This is a genomic window from Microbacterium caowuchunii, from assembly GCF_008727755.1.
GTDB lineage: Bacteria > Actinomycetota > Actinomycetes > Actinomycetales > Microbacteriaceae > Microbacterium > Microbacterium caowuchunii.
This window is the reverse complement of sequence record NZ_CP044231.1, coordinates 148124-167097: the sequence shown is the minus strand read 5'-3', so window position 1 is coordinate 167097 and position 18974 is coordinate 148124. Positions and strand designations below refer to the sequence as shown.

At 67.8% G+C, this 18974-nt stretch carries 17 protein-coding genes and 1 pseudogene; 8 read left to right on the top strand and 10 right to left on the bottom strand.

Annotation, left to right across the window (positions count from 1 at the left end):
- Window positions 1-217 precede the first annotated feature (217 nt).
- A complete protein-coding gene (locus F6J84_RS00740; RefSeq protein ID WP_150970565.1) occupies window positions 218-970 on the top strand; it encodes a M15 family metallopeptidase in 753 nt (250 codons plus the stop codon).
- 175 nt (window positions 971-1145) lie between these two features.
- On the opposite strand, the pseudogene F6J84_RS00735 reads toward F6J84_RS00740, so the two are convergent.
- The 5 genes and pseudogenes from F6J84_RS00735 to F6J84_RS00715 form a co-directional block, all read right to left on the bottom strand.
- A pseudogene (locus F6J84_RS00735) lies at window positions 1146-1329 on the bottom strand (IS481 family transposase); the annotation flags it as partial.
- Between the two features lie 97 nt (window positions 1330-1426).
- Window positions 1427-2764, bottom strand: a complete 1338-nt coding sequence (locus F6J84_RS00730) for an aminotransferase family protein (RefSeq protein ID WP_150970563.1) — start codon at window positions 2762-2764, stop codon at window positions 1427-1429.
- Between the two features lie 111 nt (window positions 2765-2875).
- Window positions 2876-4339 (bottom strand): APC family permease, encoded by a 1464-nt coding sequence (locus tag F6J84_RS00725; RefSeq protein ID WP_202980462.1) that lies wholly within the window; start codon window positions 4337-4339, stop codon window positions 2876-2878.
- A 43-nt stretch (window positions 4340-4382) separates the two neighbouring features.
- Window positions 4383-5504 carry a Zn-dependent alcohol dehydrogenase gene (locus F6J84_RS00720; RefSeq protein WP_150970559.1) on the bottom strand — a complete coding sequence of 374 codons (1122 nt, stop codon included), beginning with the start codon at window positions 5502-5504 and terminating at the stop codon, window positions 4383-4385.
- Window positions 5505-5544: 40 nt separating this feature from the next.
- Entirely contained in the window at window positions 5545-7026 is a 1482-nt protein-coding gene (locus F6J84_RS00715) for an aminobutyraldehyde dehydrogenase (protein ID WP_150970557.1), read from the bottom strand.
- Between the two features lie 134 nt (window positions 7027-7160).
- Between F6J84_RS00715 and F6J84_RS00710 the strand changes: the two genes are divergently transcribed.
- Window positions 7161-8729 carry a PucR family transcriptional regulator gene (locus F6J84_RS00710; RefSeq protein WP_150970555.1) on the top strand — a complete coding sequence of 523 codons (1569 nt, stop codon included), beginning with the start codon at window positions 7161-7163 and terminating at the stop codon, window positions 8727-8729.
- Between the two features lie 127 nt (window positions 8730-8856).
- Here the strand turns inward: F6J84_RS00710 and nrdF are convergent, their stop codons facing one another.
- The 4 genes from nrdF to nrdH are packed head-to-tail and all read right to left on the bottom strand — an operon-like array spanning window position 8857 to window position 12720.
- Window positions 8857-9831 (bottom strand): class 1b ribonucleoside-diphosphate reductase subunit beta, encoded by a 975-nt coding sequence (gene nrdF / locus F6J84_RS00705; protein WP_150970553.1) that lies wholly within the window; start codon window positions 9829-9831, stop codon window positions 8857-8859.
- A 31-nt stretch (window positions 9832-9862) separates the two neighbouring features.
- Entirely contained in the window at window positions 9863-12022 is a 2160-nt protein-coding gene (gene nrdE / locus F6J84_RS00700) for a class 1b ribonucleoside-diphosphate reductase subunit alpha (RefSeq protein WP_150894459.1), read from the bottom strand.
- A complete protein-coding gene (gene nrdI / locus F6J84_RS00695; RefSeq protein WP_150970551.1) occupies window positions 12007-12483 on the bottom strand; it encodes a class Ib ribonucleoside-diphosphate reductase assembly flavoprotein NrdI in 477 nt (158 codons plus the stop codon). Before nrdI ends, nrdE begins: the two co-directional genes overlap by 16 nt.
- Before the next feature lie 3 nt (window positions 12484-12486).
- Entirely contained in the window at window positions 12487-12720 is a 234-nt protein-coding gene (gene nrdH, locus F6J84_RS00690) for a glutaredoxin-like protein NrdH (RefSeq protein WP_150894463.1), read from the bottom strand.
- Window positions 12721-13093: 373 nt separating this feature from the next.
- On the opposite strand from nrdH, the gene F6J84_RS00685 reads away from it, so the two are divergent.
- The 6 genes from F6J84_RS00685 to F6J84_RS00660 all read left to right on the top strand — a co-directional run bounded on the left by F6J84_RS00685 (window position 13094) and on the right by F6J84_RS00660 (window position 18483).
- Window positions 13094-14299 carry an MFS transporter gene (locus F6J84_RS00685; protein ID WP_191905708.1) on the top strand — a complete coding sequence of 402 codons (1206 nt, stop codon included), beginning with the start codon at window positions 13094-13096 and terminating at the stop codon, window positions 14297-14299.
- Window positions 14300-14367: 68 nt separating this feature from the next.
- On the top strand, window positions 14368-15126 hold the full coding sequence (locus tag F6J84_RS00680) for an alpha/beta fold hydrolase (protein ID WP_150970549.1): 759 nt from the start codon (window positions 14368-14370) through the stop codon (window positions 15124-15126).
- The gene (locus F6J84_RS00675; RefSeq protein ID WP_150970547.1) at window positions 15123-16280 is read left to right on the top strand and encodes an acyl-CoA dehydrogenase family protein; all 1158 of its coding nucleotides are present in this window, start codon (window positions 15123-15125) and stop codon (window positions 16278-16280) included. Before F6J84_RS00680 ends, F6J84_RS00675 begins: the two co-directional genes overlap by 4 nt.
- A 79-nt stretch (window positions 16281-16359) precedes the next feature.
- Window positions 16360-17634: a DUF445 domain-containing protein gene (locus F6J84_RS00670; RefSeq protein WP_150970545.1), complete on the top strand. Its 1275-nt coding sequence runs from the start codon at window positions 16360-16362 to the stop codon at window positions 17632-17634.
- Between the two features lie 16 nt (window positions 17635-17650).
- Window positions 17651-18019: a gamma-glutamylcyclotransferase family protein gene (locus tag F6J84_RS00665; protein WP_150970543.1), complete on the top strand. Its 369-nt coding sequence runs from the start codon at window positions 17651-17653 to the stop codon at window positions 18017-18019.
- Window positions 17980-18483: a SixA phosphatase family protein gene (locus F6J84_RS00660; protein WP_238702548.1), complete on the top strand. Its 504-nt coding sequence runs from the start codon at window positions 17980-17982 to the stop codon at window positions 18481-18483. Before F6J84_RS00665 ends, F6J84_RS00660 begins: the two co-directional genes overlap by 40 nt.
- 6 nt (window positions 18484-18489) lie before the next feature.
- Here the strand turns inward: F6J84_RS00660 and F6J84_RS00655 are convergent, their stop codons facing one another.
- A complete protein-coding gene (locus F6J84_RS00655) occupies window positions 18490-18972 on the bottom strand; it encodes a YbaK/EbsC family protein (protein ID WP_150970539.1) in 483 nt (160 codons plus the stop codon).
- Between the last annotated feature and the right edge of the window lie 2 nt (window positions 18973-18974).

The following is an 18974-nucleotide window of genomic DNA, read 5'->3' as shown; positions in this document are numbered from 1 at the left end:
CGAACAGCCTTGTTCACCTTGACTTAACAGACATGGTTAGTCCTGCATGACCGACTCTGTCAACCAGAAAGTGGAGGCGGCCGGTTCCCCGAGTCGCGCACCGGCCCCGTAGGATCACTCCACGGTGACTGCTGCGGCATGCACCTTCTGCGCGTGCTCCCAGAGTCGGGCACAGCACTGCCGCCCATCAGCCCACCCCGTCGGGAAGGAGACGCCCATGTCCCGTCGCATCACCGCGGCCGCACTGCTTGTGGTTGCGCTCCTCACCGGATGCGCCGCCGCCCCACCGGCCGAGGCGGGACACACCACCGCACCAACGAGCGCACCGACGGCATCGGCATCACCGACACCGTTGCCGGACGGGTTCGTCCACCTCGCCGACGCGGTCCCCGACGCGATCCAGGAGATCCGGTACGCCAGCACCTACAATTTCGTCGGCGAGCGCATCGACGGATACGAGGCGTCCGCTGCGATCCTCACGACTGAGGCTGCGGCGGCGCTCCGTGAGGCCGGCGACATCCTGCGCACGCAGGGGTATGTGCTGAAGGTCTTCGACGCGTATCGCCCGCAGCGCGCCGTCGACCACTTCGTCCGTTGGGCGGCCGACCCCGGGGACGAGGGGATGAAGCAGGCGTTCTACCCCGACGTCGACACGAGCCGACTGTTCGCCGACGGGTACATCGCGGAGCATTCGGGGCACTCGCGCGGCAGCACCGTCGACGTCACCCTGGTGGAGGCGGCCACCGGGCGCGAAATCTGGATGGGCACGCCGTTCGACTTCTTCGGCCTTCCCTCGCACCACGGCGCCGGCGACGCCGAAGGCGTCAGTGCGGATGCGGCCGCGAACCGCCTCATCCTGCGCGACGCGATGACCGCCGCCGGTTTCGTTCCACTGCCCGAGGAGTGGTGGCACTACCGGCTCGCGGACGAACCTCATCCCGAGACGTACTTCGATTTCCCGGTGCGCTGAGGCCGGGCCCCGCGGGGCGGGGGCCGTACCGCCCACGGTTCGGTGATCGTCGGCTCACACAGCGATGCTTCACGACAGCTTCATCAGGGACGGACAACACCCCGTCAATGAGCCCCAACTTCTTTGAGATGGTTTCTGCGTTCTCTAGCGCTTGTGGCAGCGCGGGAGCATCTGGGTAGCGGGCCAGTACTCGGCCGACCGTCGACCGGGGAACGTGCAGGTGATAGCCGATGCGGTGCGGTCGCTGGCGAGCACTGGAACCGTTCCGCAGCGCGGCGTACCGTCCAGCCGTCGACGACGATGAGTCGGGCCAGGCGTGCCCTGCCCTCGGGAGTAAATGGCGCGTTAGCGTGAGTCACGAAGACCTCCGTGGAAACGATCTGAGTGTGGTTACCCACATCGTTCCCGGAGGTCTTCGCTCACCTCACGTGATCACAACGTGTCGGGGAAGAACAGCTAGGCGGACGTGAGGAGTGCCGGCAGCTCGGCTTCCAGCCTCGCCGCAGCGGTTTCGAGCCGTCCGAGCAGATCGCGGACCTCGTCGGCCGTGATCACGAGCGGCGGGGAGAGGATGATCGCGCTGCTGCGCCCCGGAGCGCCGGCCGGGTAGACGATCAGCCCCGCCTCCATACACAGCTCAACGAATCGCCCGGACACGTTGGCCTCCGCCGACGGCGGGGAGATGTGGCCGGGATCCGTCGTGAACTCGAAGCCCCACAGGAGCCCCCGCCCTCGCACGTCCGCGATCATCGGATGGCGGGCTGCGATCTCTGACAGCCCGGATGCCAGTTCGGCTCCGCGCGACCGCACGTTGGCGAGCACGTCCTCGCGCTCGATGTAGTCCAGGACCGCGACGCAGACGGCCGCGCCGACGGGGTTCGCGGAGAACGTGTGGGCGAAGGGAGCAAGACCGCTGCCGCGTTTGAGCGTCTCGACGACCCGATCGCGGAAGAGGACGGCAGCGACGGGTGCATAGCCGCCGGAGAGGCCTTTTCCGCACAGCAACATGTCCGGGATGACGTCCTCGTCGAGGCTCGCGAACCAGTTCCCCGTGCGCCCCACGCCCGTGATCACTTCATCCAGGATCAGGAGGACCCCGTACCGATCGCACATCTCTCGCAGTCGAGCGAAGTATCCCCGCGGCGGCACCAGCACCCCGCCGGCGGCGCCGACGATGGGCTCCGCGATGATGGCTGCGACCGTCTCCGGTCCATTCGCCAGAATCGTGGCCTCGAAGCCCTCCGCAGCACGACGCGCGTACTCGTCCTCGCTCTCGCCCGGCCTCGCGTATCCGACGTGGACATCGGGCGCCTGCGCGAAGGGCTGGATCAGGTTCCCGTAGTCGCGGCGGCGAACAGGCTGACCCGACAAGGACAGGGACCCGAGCGTCATGCCGTGGTAACTGGTCTGGCGCCCCAGGACCTTGGTGCGCTCGGGTTCACCGCGCTCGCGCCAGTACATGACCGCTGCCCGGATCGCCATCTCGGAGGCTTCGGACCCCGACGAAACGAAGTACGCCCAATCGAGTTCGGCGGGAGCGCGCGACGTGAGCTTCGACGCCAGGATCTCAGCGGGTTCACTCGTGAACTGCGTGCGATAGACGAACGCCACCCGCCGCGCCTGCGCGCTCATCGCATCGGCGATCTCATCGAGCCCGTGACCGAGGGAAGCGGTCATCGCTCCGCTCGAGCCGTCGAGGTACTCCCTCCCCTCGGTGTCGTAGAGATACACGCCTCGTCCGTGCGTGACGGTCGGGTACGTCGATTCAATCGCCTGCTTCAGGAGTGCGCTCACGGGTGCTTCTTCTCTCGATCGATGCTCTGGATCGGGATATCGCGGAGGACCCGCCCGATCGTGGACGGGGCCCGCTCAGTGAGCGGGCCCCGCGGGGAATGCCGATGCTGCTCAGGCAGCAGCATCCTCTTCCTCGGTGAGTTGCGCGTACACGTCCGGACGGCGGGCGCGCAGCGTGAGCGCCCAGGCGGCTCCGCCGGCGATGGCGAGCGCGAGGACCACGACGAACACCCCGGCGAGCCACGCCGAACCGATGAGGAACTCGAAGTTCGCGAGAACCAGCACGAGTGCCGTGAGCAGTCCGGCAAGCGCGAGTGCCGGAGCCACGCGCGTGCGCCACACCGAGAAGCCCAGCCTGCCTTGCCTGCCGAAGAACACGAGCACCGCGAGGCTGGTCGCAGCCATCAGCACGATGAGACCGAGCGTCGCCGCGCCGGACAGCCACGTGTAGATCTCCACCACCGGGTCCAGCCCGGGGAGGGTGAACACGAGCAGCAGGACGCCGGTGAACGCCGCGGTGATCGCGGATGCCCGGTACGGCGAGGAGTACTTCGGATGCACCGCCGCGATGGACTGCGGGAGCGCACCGAATCGGCCCAACGTGAACAGATACCTCGACACGACGTTGTGGAACGTCAGCACGCACGCGAAGAAGCTCGTCGCGAGGAGTACCTGCATGGCATCGTGCACGAAGGCGCCCGCGTAGCGCGTGCCCAGGTCGGTGATGAGATTGACGGGGTCCGCGGTGGCCGCATCGACGGCCTTGTCGACCCCGAGCCCGACGATCGCCGCCCAGGACGAGAAGGCGTAGAAGAGGGCGATGATCGAAACGGCGATGTACGTCGCCCGCGGAATGGTGCGGTCCGGATCCTTCGCCTCGGACCGGAACGCGGCGGTCGCCTCGAAGCCGATGAAACCGAAGATCGCGAACATCACGCCCGTGCCGAGGTTGGCCGAGAAGACGTTCTCCGGGAAGAAGGGGTCAGCGCGCAGGCCGTTGTCGCCTCCGCTGAAGATGATCGCGAAGTCCACGATCGCCACGATCGCCAGTTCCGCGACCAGCAGGATCCCGAGCACTCGCGCGCTCATCTCGACATTGCGGTGACCCAGGAACGCGATCAGCAACAGGCCCCCGGCGGTGAAGAGCCACCAGGGCACGTCCGCCCCCGTGAACGTCTGCACGACGTTGCTGGATGCTTCACCGAAGTACGCGAAGACCGCGACCAGCAGCAGCAAGTAGGTGACGAGCGCCAGTGCTGCCGCGGACAGTCCCCCGACGCGTCCGAGGCCCTTCTGGATGTAGGCGTAGAACGCTCCGCCGTTCTTGATGTGGTGGCTCATGGTCGTGAATCCGACCGCGAACAGGATCAGGATCGCGCCGGCGAACAGGTAGTCGGCGGGCGCTCCGATGCCGTTTCCGACAAGCAGGATGAGGGGAACGATTCCGGCGACGACGGTGAGCGGTGCCGCACCCGCGATGACCATGAACACGATGCTCGTCGTGCCCAGTGTGCGTTTGAGCGGGAGCTCGGCGCGGGCACGGCGCGTGGGCGCGTGCTGTGCTTCAGTAGACACTGTGTTCCTTCGGGTAAGGGTGGGCGGGTGCGCGTGCTGCGGACTACTCGTACTCGACGACGGCGCGGATGCCGACACCGCGTGACATCTCCTCGAAGGCGTCATCGATCTCATCGAGGGTGATCCGGCGCGTGACCAGCGGGCTCAGCTGCACGCGGCCCTCCATGTGGAGATCGGCGATGCGCGGGAAATCGATCGCGGGTCGGGAGGAACCGTAGTTGGACCCCCGGAGCACCTTCTCCTGATCGGACATCTCGAACGGATCGATCGAGATCGTCACGCCCTCCGGCACCTGCCCGGCGACCGTTGCCGTGCCGCCGCGCGCGGTGGCCTGATACGCGAGCTCGATCGTCTTGCTCAGGCCGATGGCTTCGAAGGCGAACTCGACTCCGCGACCATCCGTCAGCCTCCTGACCTCATCGAGCAGATCCGTCGTTCCGCTGTTGATGGTGTGGGTTGCCCCGAGCGCACGCGCCGAATCCAGCTTCGCGTCCGAGAGGTCGGCGGCGATGACGGTCCGCGCGCCGGCGAGTGCCGCCCCCTGGATGATGTTGAGCCCGACGCCTCCGCATCCGATCACGAGCACCGTCGAACCGGCGCGCACGCCGGCCGTGTTCACCGCGGCTCCGATCCCGGTCGTCACCGCACAGCCGATGAGCGCGGCCTCAGCGAAGGGGATGTCGCGTCGCACGGCCACCGCGGCAGACTCGGGCACCATCGCGTACTCCCCGAAGGTGCCCAGTGCGACGAAGCTGAAGACCTCCTCGTTCCCGACGGTGCGCACGCGCGTGGTCCCGTCCGGGGAGCGGTGCTGGGCACCGGTCTCATTGAATCGATCGCAGAGCACCGGACGTCCCGCGATGCAGTACTGACACTTCCCGCACGACGGCGTCCAGCACAGGACGACATGGTCACCCACCTCCACCGTGGTGACGCCCTCGCCGATCGCCTCGACGATGCCCGCGCCCTCGTGTCCGAGGACCATGGGCGTCGGCATGGTCCATTCCCCGATGCGGCCGTGATAGTCGCTGTGGCAGACGCCGCTGGCTTTGAGCCTCACGAGCACCTCGCCCGGGCGCGGGTCGGCGTCGAGAACCACAGTCTCGATCCGCATCGGCTCTTGGCTGGAGCGGAGAACGGCGGCGCGGAAGGTGAGATCTGTCATGGCAACTCCAAAATGCGTTTCGGTCGATCGTCGGCGTCGCTCAGCGAGCGTCGAAGAGGGTGCGGTGCCATTCCTTGCTGGCACTGCCGGTGATGTCGGCCATGACGTGACGCACGACGGTGTACTCGTCGAGCGAGTACTTGCTCATGTCCTTGCCGAAGCCGGATGCCCCGACGCCGCCCTGCGGCATCTCGCTCGCGAGCGGCAGATGGTCGTTGATCCAGACGCAACCGGCGTTGATCTCGCGCGAAGCCCGCATCGCGCGAGTGAAGTCGGTCGTCCAGGCAGAGGCCACGAGGCCGTACGCGGTGTCGTTGGCCAGTGCGATCGCTTCGTCATCCGTCGAGAAGGGAAGCACCGCCAGCACGGGACCGAAGATCTCCGTCTGAACCAACTGCGAGTCCTGAGCAGCTCCGGTGATGAGCGTCGGCTGGAAGAAGTTCGCTCGCTCGGGAAGTCCTGGTGCGCGTCCTCCGCCGGTCACCACGGTCGCGCCGTCGGCCCGCGCGCGGTCGACCGCGTACTGGACGCTCGCGAACTGCTTCGCAGAGACGAGAGGTCCCATTTCGGTCGCAGGATCGAGCGGGTCGCCCATCCGGATCGTGGAGAGGATCGCGGCGACGCCATCGACGAACTCATCGATGCGCGACTCATGCACGTACGCGCGGGTGGCAGCGGCACAGTCCTGTCCCGCGTTCGTGATCGTTCCTGCGACCGCACCCTGAATCGCGGCATCCAGATCCGCATCGTCGAAGACGACGAAGGGCGCCTTGCCGCCGAGTTCCATGAGCACGCGCGTATTGTGGCCGGATGCAGCCCGCATCACCTCACGGCCCCCTGCGGTGGACCCCGTGAAGGACACGACCGCGACGTCGGAGTGCGACGCGAGCGCATGACCCGCCGTTCGCCCGGTTCCCGTCACGACGTTCAGGAGTCCAGCGGGCAACCCGGCCTCGATGGCGAGTTCCGCGAGCCGGAGAGTGGTGCCCGGAGTCATCTCCGAAGGCTTGAGGACGACGGCGTTGCCGGCAGCGAGCGGCGCGAACGCCTTCCAGGCCGCCATCAGGAGCGGGAAGTTCCACGGGGCGATTCCCGCGACGACGCCGACGGGGTCGCGCCGGATCCACGACGTGTAACCAGGGACATACTCCCCGCTCGCCGCACCCTCAAGGTGCCGGGCCTCTCCCGCGAAGAATCGCGCGACATCGACGACCATGGGCAGGTCGGACTCGCGCGACATACGGATCGGCTTTCCGACCTCGCGCGATTCCGCCTGTGCGAGTTCTTCCAGATTCTCCTCTACGAGGTCGGCGAGACGGTGCAGGACCGCGGCCCGCTCACCCGGGGTCGCTCGTCCCCACTCGCGCTGCGCGGACCGCGCGGACTTCACCGCCCGTTCCACGTCTTCGGGCCCCGCGAGGGGGACGTTCGCTCGTGCAACGTTACCGGTGGCCGGATCGATCAGATCGATCGTTTCGGGGCCGGTCGGTTCGTGGCGTTCGCCGTCGATGAAAAGAGACACGGATCACCTTTGGAACTCGTTGGGGGGAGGGACGCGGTCGGTGCCGCTCGGGTTCTCTCACGCTATCGGACAGTCTCGTCAAGGCATATCTGCACTTCCGACGCTTTTCGCCTCCGGAACGTTACATTGTGTAAATGGCTACGCGACTCGATGATCAGTCCCTGACGTTGAGCGAGGTCCTTGATCTCCCCGCCGTGCGCTTGGCGCAGCCCCGCGTGCTGACCAGCATGTCGCGTGTCGCCACGACGCCCGTGAGCTGGGTGCACGTGTGCGAGCAACCCGACATGACCGACTTCGTGGACGCGGACCACCTCGTGCTCACAAGCGGGATCGCTCTGGGGCGAGACGAGTCCGGGTGGGAGCACATGGTGGACGTCCTCGGCGCGAAACGCGCGAGCGGCATCGTGGTCGAACTCCGTGTTGCGATCGACGCCGTTCCCGAGACGTTGGTGGCGCGAGCGGAGGCGATGGGTCTGACGTTCATCGTTCTCGATCGCCCTGCCCGATTCGTCGATGTCACGCAGTCCGTGCACCGGGAGATCGCTCTGCGCCAAGTGCTCGAGTTGGAGCGAACCGCCGTTGCACATGAGACCTTCACCCGGCTCACGGTCGAAAGCGCAAGCAGCCAGGACATCGTGGATGCGGTCTCCCGGCTGACGGAGGCGCCGGTGGTCCTGGAGGATGTGAATCGTCGCGTGCTCGCCTTCCGCTCGTTGCACGCACCCCAGGCCTTCCTCGCGGAATGGGATCGGGCGGACAAGCCCACCGGCGGCTCGGGCCGATTCCGATCCATCTCGATCCGAGCAGACGGCGCTGCCTGGGGGCGTCTGTTCATCGGCGAGACCGCGCTTCCCGAGGCCTTCGTCTCCATGGTCGCCGAACGAGCCGCCGCCGCGATCGCCTTCTCGTACTCTCAAGCGACGGGACGCCGCCTGATGGGCCAGGACGCGCAGCAGCGATTGATGAGCGAGATCTTGGCGGGCGGTGCGCATGGCGACATCCACGCGTCCCTCGAGGCCTACGACATCCCGGTCGACGGAGCGGCGCTCATCCCCGGCATCGTCGGTGTCGCCCCAGATCAGTCGGCCATGTCGATGACCATCGGCTGGGAGAACGCCATCTCGGAGGTCGGGGTCTCGGGAATCATCGCGGAGAGACGACCCGGGACGCGCCATTTCCTGGTCTCCGCCCCCGCCGGTCGGCCGGCGTCCGACGTGCTGCGGAGCCTCGCGACCGCACTTCGCGCGCAGGGCATCGTGAACGCGGTGGCGTATGGCGACGTGGTCAGCGACATCAAATCGTTGCTGGGCGCGTTCGAGAGTGCCGAGTACGCGTTCGCCGAGGCACCGTTTCAGTCTGGGCACTCGTACCTGACTCCGGGCGACATGGGCGCGGGAGCGCTCTTCTCATTGCTCGGCACCGATCCCCGGCTGCGCGCGTTCGTGCAGCGGCGCCTCGGGCCTCTCCTCGAATTGGCCGCGAGCGATCGCGACCGACTGCTGGCGAGTCTGCGCAGCTATCTCGAAGCGGGGCGCAACATCGCGGCGGCATCCCGCGAACTGCACGTCAGCCGGCCGGCCCTCTACGCGAGGCTGCGCCGGATCGAGGATCTCCTCGACGTGGACGTCGAGCGAAGAGATGATGCCGTGGCGCTGCATATCGCCCTGCGAGCACACGAGGTGATCGAGCGAGTGCACCCCTAGCAATCGGGGCCACATGGCAGGCCTGGCTGCCTAGGAACGTCGGAGGAAACGACGAACGTCGGAGAATCCTCGCGGAATCCTCCGACGTTCGTGCGATTCTCCGACGTCGCGGCGGCGTGGTCGGACTCTAGAAGTCCCAGTCGTCGTCTTCGGTCGCCTCGGCCTTGCCGATGACGTACGACGAGCCCGACCCGCTGAAGAAGTCGTGGTTCTCGTCGGCGTTCGGCGACAGGGCCGACAGGATGGCGGGGTTCACGTTCGTGACCGTGGCCGGGAACATCGCCTCGTAGCCGAGGTTCATGAGCGCCTTGTTCGCGTTGTAGTGCAGGAACTTCTTGACGTCCTCGGTGAGGCCGACGGCGTCGTACAGGTCCTGCGTGTACTGCACCTCGTTGTCGTAGAGCTCGTACATCAACGAGAAGGTGTAATCCTTGATCTCCTCGCGCTCGGCCTGTGTGGCCTGCTCGAGACCCTTCTGGAACTTGTACCCGATGTAGTAGCCGTGCACTGCCTCGTCACGGATGATCAGCCGGATGATGTCCGCCGTGTTCGTGAGCTTCGCCTTGGCCGACCAGTGCAGCGGCAGGTAGAAGCCGGAGTAGAAGAGGAACGACTCCAGCAGGGTCGAGGCGACCTTGCGCTTGAGCGGCTCGTCGCCACGGTAGTAGTCCATGACGATGTGGGCCTTCTTCTGAAGGTTCTCGTTCTCGACCGACCACCGGAACGCGTCGTCGATCTCGGGCGTCGAGCACAGCGTCGAGAAGATCGACGAGTAGCTCTTCGCGTGCACCGACTCCATGAACGCGATGTTGGTGTACACCGCCTCCTCGTGCGGGGTGATCGCATCCGGGATCAGCGAGACGGCGCCCACCGTGCCCTGGATCGTGTCCAGCAGGGTGAGGCCGGTGAACACGCGCATCGTGAGGGTCTGCTCGTCGGGGGTCAGCGTGTTCCACGACTGGATGTCGTTGGACAGTGGCACCTTCTCGGGCAGCCAGAAGTTGTTCACGAGGCGGTTCCAGACCTCGAGGTCTTTGTCGTCCTGGATGCGGTTCCAGTTGATCGCCTGGACGGCGGTCAGCAGCTTCAGCTTCTCGGTCATCGTTCCTTCTCGAATGTTCGCAGTGCCGTCGTCACAGCATGCAGCTGACGCACTCGGACATGTCGGTGCCCTCGAGCGCCATCTGGCGCAGACGGATGTAGTAGATCGTCTTGATGCCCTTGCGCCAGGCGTAGATCTGCGCCTTGTTGATGTCGCGCGTGGTGGCGGTGTCCTTGAAGAACAGCGTCAACGACAGGCCCTGGTCGACGTGCTGGGTGGCAGCGGCGTACGTGTCGATGACCTTCTCGTAGCCGATCTCGTATGCATCCTGGTAGTACTCCAGGTTGTCGTTCGTCATGAACGGCGCCGGGTAGTAGACGCGACCGAGCTTGCCTTCCTTGCGGATCTCGATCTTCGACGCGATCGGGTGGATGGAGCTCGTCGAGTTGTTGATGTACGAGATCGACCCGGTCGGCGGCACGGCCTGCAGGTTCTGGTTGTAGATGCCGTGCTTCTGGATGGACTCCTTGAGCGCCACCCAGTCGGCCTGCGTCGGGATGTCGATGCCGGCGAACAGCTCACGGGCCTTCTCGGTCTCGGGCACCCAGGGGCGCTCGATGTACTTGTCGAAGAACTCCCCCGACGCGTAGGTCGAGTCCTCGAACCCGTCGAACGCGGTACCGCGCTCGATGGCGAGGTTGTTCGACGCGCGCAGCGCGTGGAACAACACCGTGTAGAAGTAGATGTTCGTGAAGTCGATCGCCTCGGGCGAGCCGTAGTACACGTGCTCGCGGGCGAGGTACCCGTGCAGGTTCATCTGGCCGAGGCCGATCGCGTGCGACCGGTCGTTGCCGTCCTCGATGGAGCGCACCGAGGCGATGTGGCTCTGCGTGCTGACCGCGGTGAGGGCACGGATGGCGGTCTCCACCGTCTGACCGAGGTCCTTGCCGTCCATCGCCAGCGCGATGTTCATCGAGCCGAGGTTGCACGAGATGTCCTTGCCGATCTCGGCGTAGGAGAGATCCTCGTTGTAGGTCGTCGGGGTGTTCACCTGGAGGATCTCGCTGCACAGGTTCGACATGTTGATGCGGCCCTTGATCGGGTTCGCCTTGTTCACGGTGTCCTCGAACATGATGTACGGGTAACCGGACTCGAACTGGATCTCGGCGATCGTCTGGAAGAACTCGCGCGCGTTGATCTTGGTCTTCTTGATGCGGGCGTCGTCGACCATCTCGCGGTACTTCTCGGTGACCGAGATGTCGCCGAACGGCACGCCGTAGACGCGCTCGACGTCGTACGGCGAGAAGAGGTACATGTCCTCGTCGTTCTTGGCGAGCTCGAACGTGATGTCGGGCACGACCACGCCGAGCGACAGGGTCTTGATGCGGATCTTCTCGTCGGCGTTCTCACGCTTGGTGTCGAGGAAGCGCATGATGTCGGGGTGGTGCGCGGACAGGTAGACCGCACCGGCCCCCTGACGGGCGCCGAGCTGGTTGGCGTAGCTGAAGCTGTCTTCGAGCAGCTTCATGACGGGGATGATGCCGCTGGACTGGTTCTCGATCTGCTTGATCGGGGCGCCGGCCTCGCGGATGTTGGAGAGCAGCAGCGCCACGCCGCCGCCGCGCTTGGACAGCTGCAGCGCGGAGTTGATGCCGCGGGCGATCGACTCCATGTTGTCCTCGATGCGCAGGAGGAAGCAGGACACGAGTTCGCCGCGCTGCGCCTTCCCGGCGTTGAGGAAGGTGGGGGTCGCAGGCTGGAAGCGGCCGGACAGGATCTCATCGACGAGCTTGAGCGCGAGGCCCTGGTCGCCGTCGGCGAGCGCGAGGCCGGTCATGACGACGCGGTCCTCGAAGCGCTCGAGGTAGCGCTTTCCGTCGAACGTCTTCAGCGTGTAGCTGGTGTAGTACTTGAACGCCCCGAGGAACGTCTCGAAGCGGAACTTCTTGCCGTAGGCGAAGTCGTGGATCTGCTGGATGAACTCGGCGGGGTACTTGGCCAGCACGCTGGGCTCGTAGTACTCCTTCTCGACCAGGTACTCGAGCTTCTCCTGCAGGGAGTGGAAGAACACCGTGTTCTGGTTGACGTGCTGCAGGAAGTACTCCCGCGCCGCACGCTTGTCGGCGTCGAACTGGATCTTCCCGTTCGCGTCGTACAGGTTGAGCATCGCGTTGAGGGCGTGGTAATCCAGCCCTTCATATGCGGGGTTGTGCTTGAAGGCCTGAGCCTCGGTCGCTACTGCTTCCACCATCGTTCCAATCCTTCGCTGACGCGATCGACGTCTTCTGGCGTGCCGAAAAGCTCGAGCCGGTACAAGTGCGGCACACGGCACTTTCGGCTGATGATGTCTCCGGCAGCGCAGTACGCGTCACCGAAATTGGTGTTTCCCGCGGAGATGACTCCGCGCAGCAGTCGCCGGTTGCCCTCGTCGTTGAGGAACCGGATCACCTGCTTGGGGACGGCGCCCTTCTCGTCACCGCGGCCCTGGCCGCCCCCGTAGGTGGGGGTGACGAGGACGTACGGCTCATCGATGACGGGCATCGACTGCGAAGAGAGGAGCGGGAGTCGGACGGCCCGCATCCCGAGCTTCTCGATGAAACGTGCGGTGTTACCCGACACGCTCGAGAAATAGACCAGGAGCGGGATGGTGGGAGCGGCGCCCCCGCCGGAGGAGGCAACCGCGCCGAGCTTGTCTGCGACAGCGGTTGCCATCTGTCAGACCAGTCGGGAGGCCAGCTCGTCGATCTTGTCGGGACGGAAGCCGGACCAGTGGTCCTCGTCCGTGATCACGACCGGCGCCTGGAGGTAGCCGAGGGCCTTGACCTGCTCGAGCGCATCGGCGTCCTGGGAGAGGTCGAGGATGTCGTATTCGATGCCCTTGGAATCCAGCGCACGATAGGTCGCGGTGCACTGCACGCAGGAAGGCTTGGTGTAGACGGTGATTGCCATATCGACCGATCTTCTCCCCTCAAATCAGGTGGGTGCCCGGCAGGGTGCCGCCGGGACCTCAATACTACATATGGGTACGGACATCAGGAAGCACCACAAGGGCTAGTAGTTACATCTCTGTGATTTTCCACCGTTCTCCCCATGTACAACACAGGTTCTCCACCATTTCATCCACAGGCCGCGGCGCGTCGGACGAGCCGAAAAGGCCGGGATCATGCGGCCCGCCGAGCGCCCGTCGGAAGTCATCCACAGGGGCGACGTTAGGACGGGCCACCGACATCGGATTCGCCCCCTCCACGCCCTCCCGGCGTGTCGCGACGTGCGCACCGCGATCCGATACAGCGCTCTCGGGATCCGGGGTTACCGTTGATCGGTGGGCGCTTATCGGGATCTGCTGCGGACGCCGGGCGTCGGCCGCATCATCGCCGCGCAGCTGACGGCACGCTTCCCGAACGGGATGACCAGCCTCGCCATCCTGCTGCACGTCGAGCAGGCCACCGGCTCTTACGGCGCCGCGGGACTCGTCCTCGCCGCGACCTCGGTCGGCCAGGCCATCGCCGGCCCGATCACGAGCCGCTGGATGGGCCTGTGGGGCATGCGCAAGGTCATCACCCTGACGATGGTGGTCTGCGCGATCGCCATCACCACGATCGCCCTGGTCGAGATGACCCTCCCGGCGTACATGGTCCTGGGCCTCATCGCCGGCCTGTCCACGCCGCCGATCCAGTCCGCCGTGCGCACCATCTATCCGAAGATGGTGAACTCCCGCCAGCTCACCCCGCTCTACTCGCTGGACGCGTCGCTGCAGGAGATCATCTGGATCCTCGCCCCGGTGGTCATCACCTTCGTGGCCACCCAGGTCGGCACCTGGGAAGCGCTCATCCTGATCGTCGTCATCCTCCTCGGCGGCGGCACCTGGTTCATCCTCTCCCCCGAGCTCGGCCGCGTCCGCATCCCGCGCAGCAAGCGCCGGCTCGGCAAGGTGCTCGCACGCCCCACGGTGCTCCTGGCCACGGTCATCGGGTTCCTCCTCATCGGTGCGTGCGCCGCGGTCGAGGCCGGGGTCGTCGCGACGTTCGGGCACGGCGGGCTGGAGGCCGGGCTCGTGCTGGCCGTCTTCTCGGTCGGATCCCTCGCCGGCGGCCTCTCCTTCGGCCACATCCCGATCGGCCCGTGGGCCATGGCCCGCCGGATGGGGATCGTCGCGGCGGGGCTCTGCCTCACCATGTTCTCCCTCAACGTGTGGTGGCTCGGCGGCACGCTCCTGCTCGCCGGCATCGGCATCGCCCCGGCCCTCGCCGTGCTCTTCGCGATCACCTCCGCCAGCGTCAAGTTCAGCGACACCGCCGAGGCGTATGGCTGGGTCGGCACCGGCCAGCTCATCGGCGCCGCGGCCGGCTCCGCGGTGGCCGGGTTCCTCATCGACGGGGTGGGCCCGCAGGGCGCCTACGTCGCCGCCGCCATCTTCGCGGTGGCCGGCGCGATCGTCGCGGTGGCCTGCGTCCGCGCCTTCCCCGACCTCCGGCATCGCGACCCCAGCCCGCTGCCGGACACCGAGCCGACCCGGATCATCACCTGACCCGGCGCGGTCGTCATCCGGGGAAAAGGGACGGCGCGAGCGTCACCGTTCGGGCCTAATCTCGACGTATGCCCGCAACCGTCGTGCTCCCCCGCCTCTCCTGGGGAGATCCCGCCGCACACCGTCACGCGCTGCTGATCCACGGTCTGGGCTCCTCCGGCGCGCTCATGTGGCGCTTCGGCACGGCCCTCGCGGAGGCGGGATGGCACGCCGTCGCCGTCGACCTGCGCGGCCACGGCTCCGCCCCGCGGGCACTGGACTACACTCTCGCCGCGTACGCGGCGGACGTCGGCGCCGTCGCCCCCGCGCAGGGCGGATCGTGGGATGCGGTGGTCGGGCATTCGCTCGGCGGCGCCGCGGCCACCCTCGCCGCCGCGGACCGCGCCGAGTGGACGCAGCGACTCGTCCTCATCGACCCGGCGCTGCACCTGCTCCCCGCCGACCGGGAGACGGTCCGCAGCAGCCAGGAGGCCGCGTTCGCGGACACGTCCATCGAGGCGGTGCGCCGGCAGCATCCGCGCTGGCATCCGCAGGACGTGGAGCTGAAGGCGCAGGCCGCCCAGCTGGCGAGCGTCTGGGCGGTCGAGCAGACCAGCAGTCAGAACCCCGCCTGGGACGTGCGCGCAGCGGCGCGGCGAGTGTCGATCCCCACCCACGTGATCGGGTCCGACCCGGAGGTCTACAGCCTCTTCACCGGCCCCACCGCGGCGGAGGTCCTCGCGGCGAACCCGCGGATCACGATGTCGGTCGTACCGCGCGCCGGCCACTCCCCCCACCGCGACCGGCCGGAGGCCACCATCGCCGCCCTGCACGAGGCGCTGCTGTGACCTTCGACCCGCAGGAGCATCTGCCGGATGCGCTGCTCGAGCGCATCCGCGCACGGGCGGCGGAGATCGATCGCGACAACGTCTTCCCCCACGAGGACCTCGCCGAGCTCCGCGCCGCCGGTTACCTGTCGATCCTGGTGCCGGTCGACCGCGGCGGCAGCGGCCTGGGCCTCGCGGAGGCCTCCCTCCTGCAGCAACGTCTCGCCGGCGCCGCCCCCGCGACCGCTCTGGCGGTGAACATGCACCTGGTGTGGACCGGCGTCGCCAAGGTCCTGCGGGATCGCGGAATGGACGACCTCGCCTTCGTGCAGACCGGCTCGGTCGCCGGGGAGATCTTCGCCTTCGGCATCAGCGAGGCCGGCAACGACCTCGTGCTCTTCGGGAGCGGGACGGATGCGGTCCCCTCCCCGGACGGCTCGTACACCTTCACCGGGACGAAGATCTTCACCTCGCTCGCCCCCGTGTGGACGCAGCTGGGACTCCACGGGCTCGACCGGACCTCCCCGGACGCCCCGCAGATCGTGTACGCGTTCGTCCCGCGCAGCGAAGCCGTGGAGACGCTCGACGACTGGGACACCGTGGGCATGCGCGGGACGCAGTCGCGGACGACACGGCTCCACGGCGCCGTCGCCGCCCCGGACCGGGTCGTGCGCCGCGTCGCCCCGGGTCCTCAGCCGGACCCGCTCGTCTTCGCGATCTTCAGCGTGTTCGAGATCCTGCTCGCTTCCGTCTACACGGGCGTGGCGCGCCGGGCGCTCGATCTGGCCGTGCAGGCGGCACAGCACCGCCGCTCGGCCAAGACCGGTCGCATGTACAGCCAGGACCCCGACATCCGCCGGCGCATCGCCGACATGGCGATCGCCTACGACGCGCTCGGCCCCCAGCTGAGCGCGCTGGCGACGGACGTCGACGCGCAGACGGATCACGGCGGACGGTGGTTCTCCCTGCTGGCCGGGCTCAAGCACCGCGCCACGACGACCGCGAAGCACGTCGTGGATCAGGCCGTGCTCGTCGCCGGCGGGTCCTCCTACTCCGCCGGCAGCGAGCTGGGACGGCTGTACCGCGACGTGCTGGCAGGGCTGTTCCATCCCTCCGATCCGGAGTCCGCCCACGCGGCGGCCGCGAGCGCCTGGCTCGGTCCGCTCGAGGACTGAGCCGGGATCCCGCCGACCGGCGCCCGGAGAGGCCGAACGCCTTCGCGCGTTCCCGTGCAGGCCGTGCGAGGATGACGGGATGGCCCGCACTCCGATGGCTCTGCTCAGCGCCGCCGACCAGGAACGGCTCCGCGGCCTCCGCGTCATGAAGGGCATCGCCCTGGGCGCCCTCGTCCTGCTGACGATCGTGTTCATCGTGGCGTTCGCCCTGCAGGCGCGGTACCCCTGGCTCGCGTACGTGCGCGCCGCGGCGGAGGGCGGCATGGTCGGCGCGCTGGCGGACTGGTTCGCGGTCACGGCGCTGTTCCGCCGCCCGCTCGGTCTCCCCATCCCGCACACCGCCATCATCCCCACCCGGAAGGACGAGATCGGCCGCACCCTGGGGGAGTTCGTGGAGACGAACTTCCTCTCCGGCGACATCATCCGCACCAAGCTCGCCGCCACGCGGATCTCCGCACGACTGGGCGAGTGGCTCCGCAATCCCGACCACGCCGAACGTGTCGCCACCGAGGGCGCCGCGATGGCGGCCGGGGTACTCGAAGCGCTGAGCGACGACGACGTCCAGGACGTGATCGCCGACCTCGCCCGCGAGCATCTCATCGTCCCGGAATGGGGCCCGCCCCTGGGCGGGTGGCTGGAACGACTCGTGCAGTCAGGCGCGCATCACGAGGCGGTCGACCTCGCCGCAGACAGCGTGGCCTCCTGGCTCACCGCCAACCGCGAGGCGTTCTCCGGCCTGCTCTCCCGTCGCCTGCCGGGGTGGGTGCCGTCGATGGTCCACAACCTCATCGACGAGGCCGCGTACCACGAGGCCGTGAAGTTCATCGGCGCGGTCCGCTCGGATCCCGCTCACCCTGCGCGCGACGCCATCGACGGCTACCTCGCGCGCCTGGCGGAGAACCTGCAGCACGACCCGGCCACGATCGGCCGCTTCGAGGATGCCAAGACGACGGTGTTCGACTCGCCGCGCGTGCGCGAGCTCGCGGCCGAGGCATGGACGACGGCCAAGAACGGGCTGGTCTCCGCCCTCCGGGATCCCGAGAGCGGCCTGCGGCGCCGCGCGGCGACCGCACTGGCCGAGATCGGGGACCGGCTGGTGACCGACGCCACGCTCCAGCAGCGCGTCGACGGATGGGTCACGGATGCGGCGGTGTTCCTGGTCGACCGCTACCGCCACGACATCGCCTCCATCATCACGGACACGGTGGAGCGGTGGGATGCGGACGAGACCACCGAGAAGATCGAGCTCATGGTCGGACGGGATCTGCAGTACATCCGGTTGAACGGCACGATCGTCGGGTCGCTGGCGGGTCTACTCATCTTCACGATCGCGCATGCCGTCTTCGGGGTGTAACCGATAGCCTGACGCCGTGACCGGCTCATCCCCCGACCAGTGGCTGTTCGCCTATGGCGCGCTGCAGGATCCGCACGTCCAGCTGGACACGTTCGGCAGGCTCGTGCAGGCGGAGGACGACATCCTCCTGCGGCACACGCTCGACTACGCCGACACGGAGGACACCCGGGACGCGAATCCCGCCGGCACGACCGTGCTGCCGGTGCTGCGACGCACGGGCAACGCGTTCGACAGGGTGATCGGGAAGGTGCTGGCGGTCACCGCGGAGGAGGTGGACGCCGCGGACGAGTACCAGATGTCCCTCTACCTGCGGACGGCCGTCACCCTCGAAAGCGGCCGCCGGGCATGGATCTACGTCGGCGAGCACGGCGGGGGGCGCGCGTGACCACGCTCGTGATCGTGCGGCATGCGGCGGCGGAGGGTGGGCGTCCCGGGCTACCCGATCACGAACGCCCATTGAGCGAGCGCGGACGACACGATGCACCGCGGATGGCGCGACGGCTCGCGGAGCGGGGGTTCCGACCGGGCCGCATCCTCTCCAGCACCGCCGAACGGGCGCGCAGCACCGCCGCGGCGTTCGCGGCCGAACTGGGCGGCCGGGTCGAGCTCCTCCCGGAGCTGTACGGCGCGGATCCGGAGACCCTGCTCGAGGTCGCGGCGACGAGCGACGCTGCGGAGGTCCTGCTCGTGGCGCACGATCCCGGGGTCAGCGCACTCGCCTATGAGCTCAGCGAGGAGATCGGACACCTACCCACCTGTGCGGTGGCCACCTTCACCTGGGATGCGGACGATCCGGACGCGATGGCATCCGCGCGCCCCGCCTCCTGGCACCTGGATGTACCGCGCTGACCGGCTTCAGTCCGCGTCGACCTTCGCGACGGTACCGCCGGTGAGGGCGACGAGCTCGGCGAAGGTGAGGGGGAAGACGGTGTGCGGCGTCCCCGCGGCCGCCCACAGCTCGTCGAATCCGGCGAGTGCCTCGTCGACGACGGTGGGCACCGGCGCCGGGTGCCCGGTGGGCGCCACTCCGCCGATCGCCTGCCCGGTCGCCGCGCGCACCTGATCGACGGTTGCCCGGACGATGCGTGCCCGTCCCAGGCGACGGGCGAGGGCGGCCGTATCGACCCGATGCGCGCCGCTGGTCATGACCAGCAACGGTTCGTCGTCGGACCAGAACACGAGGCTGTTCGCGATCGCGCCGACCTCGATGCCGAGGGCGTCGGCGGCCGCGGCCGCTGTCGCTGCCGCATCGGGGAGCACGCGGATCTCGCCCTGGATGCCCGCCGCCCGCAGTGCGTCGCGCACGAGGACGCTGCGGGGATGGAGGACCTCGGTCACGC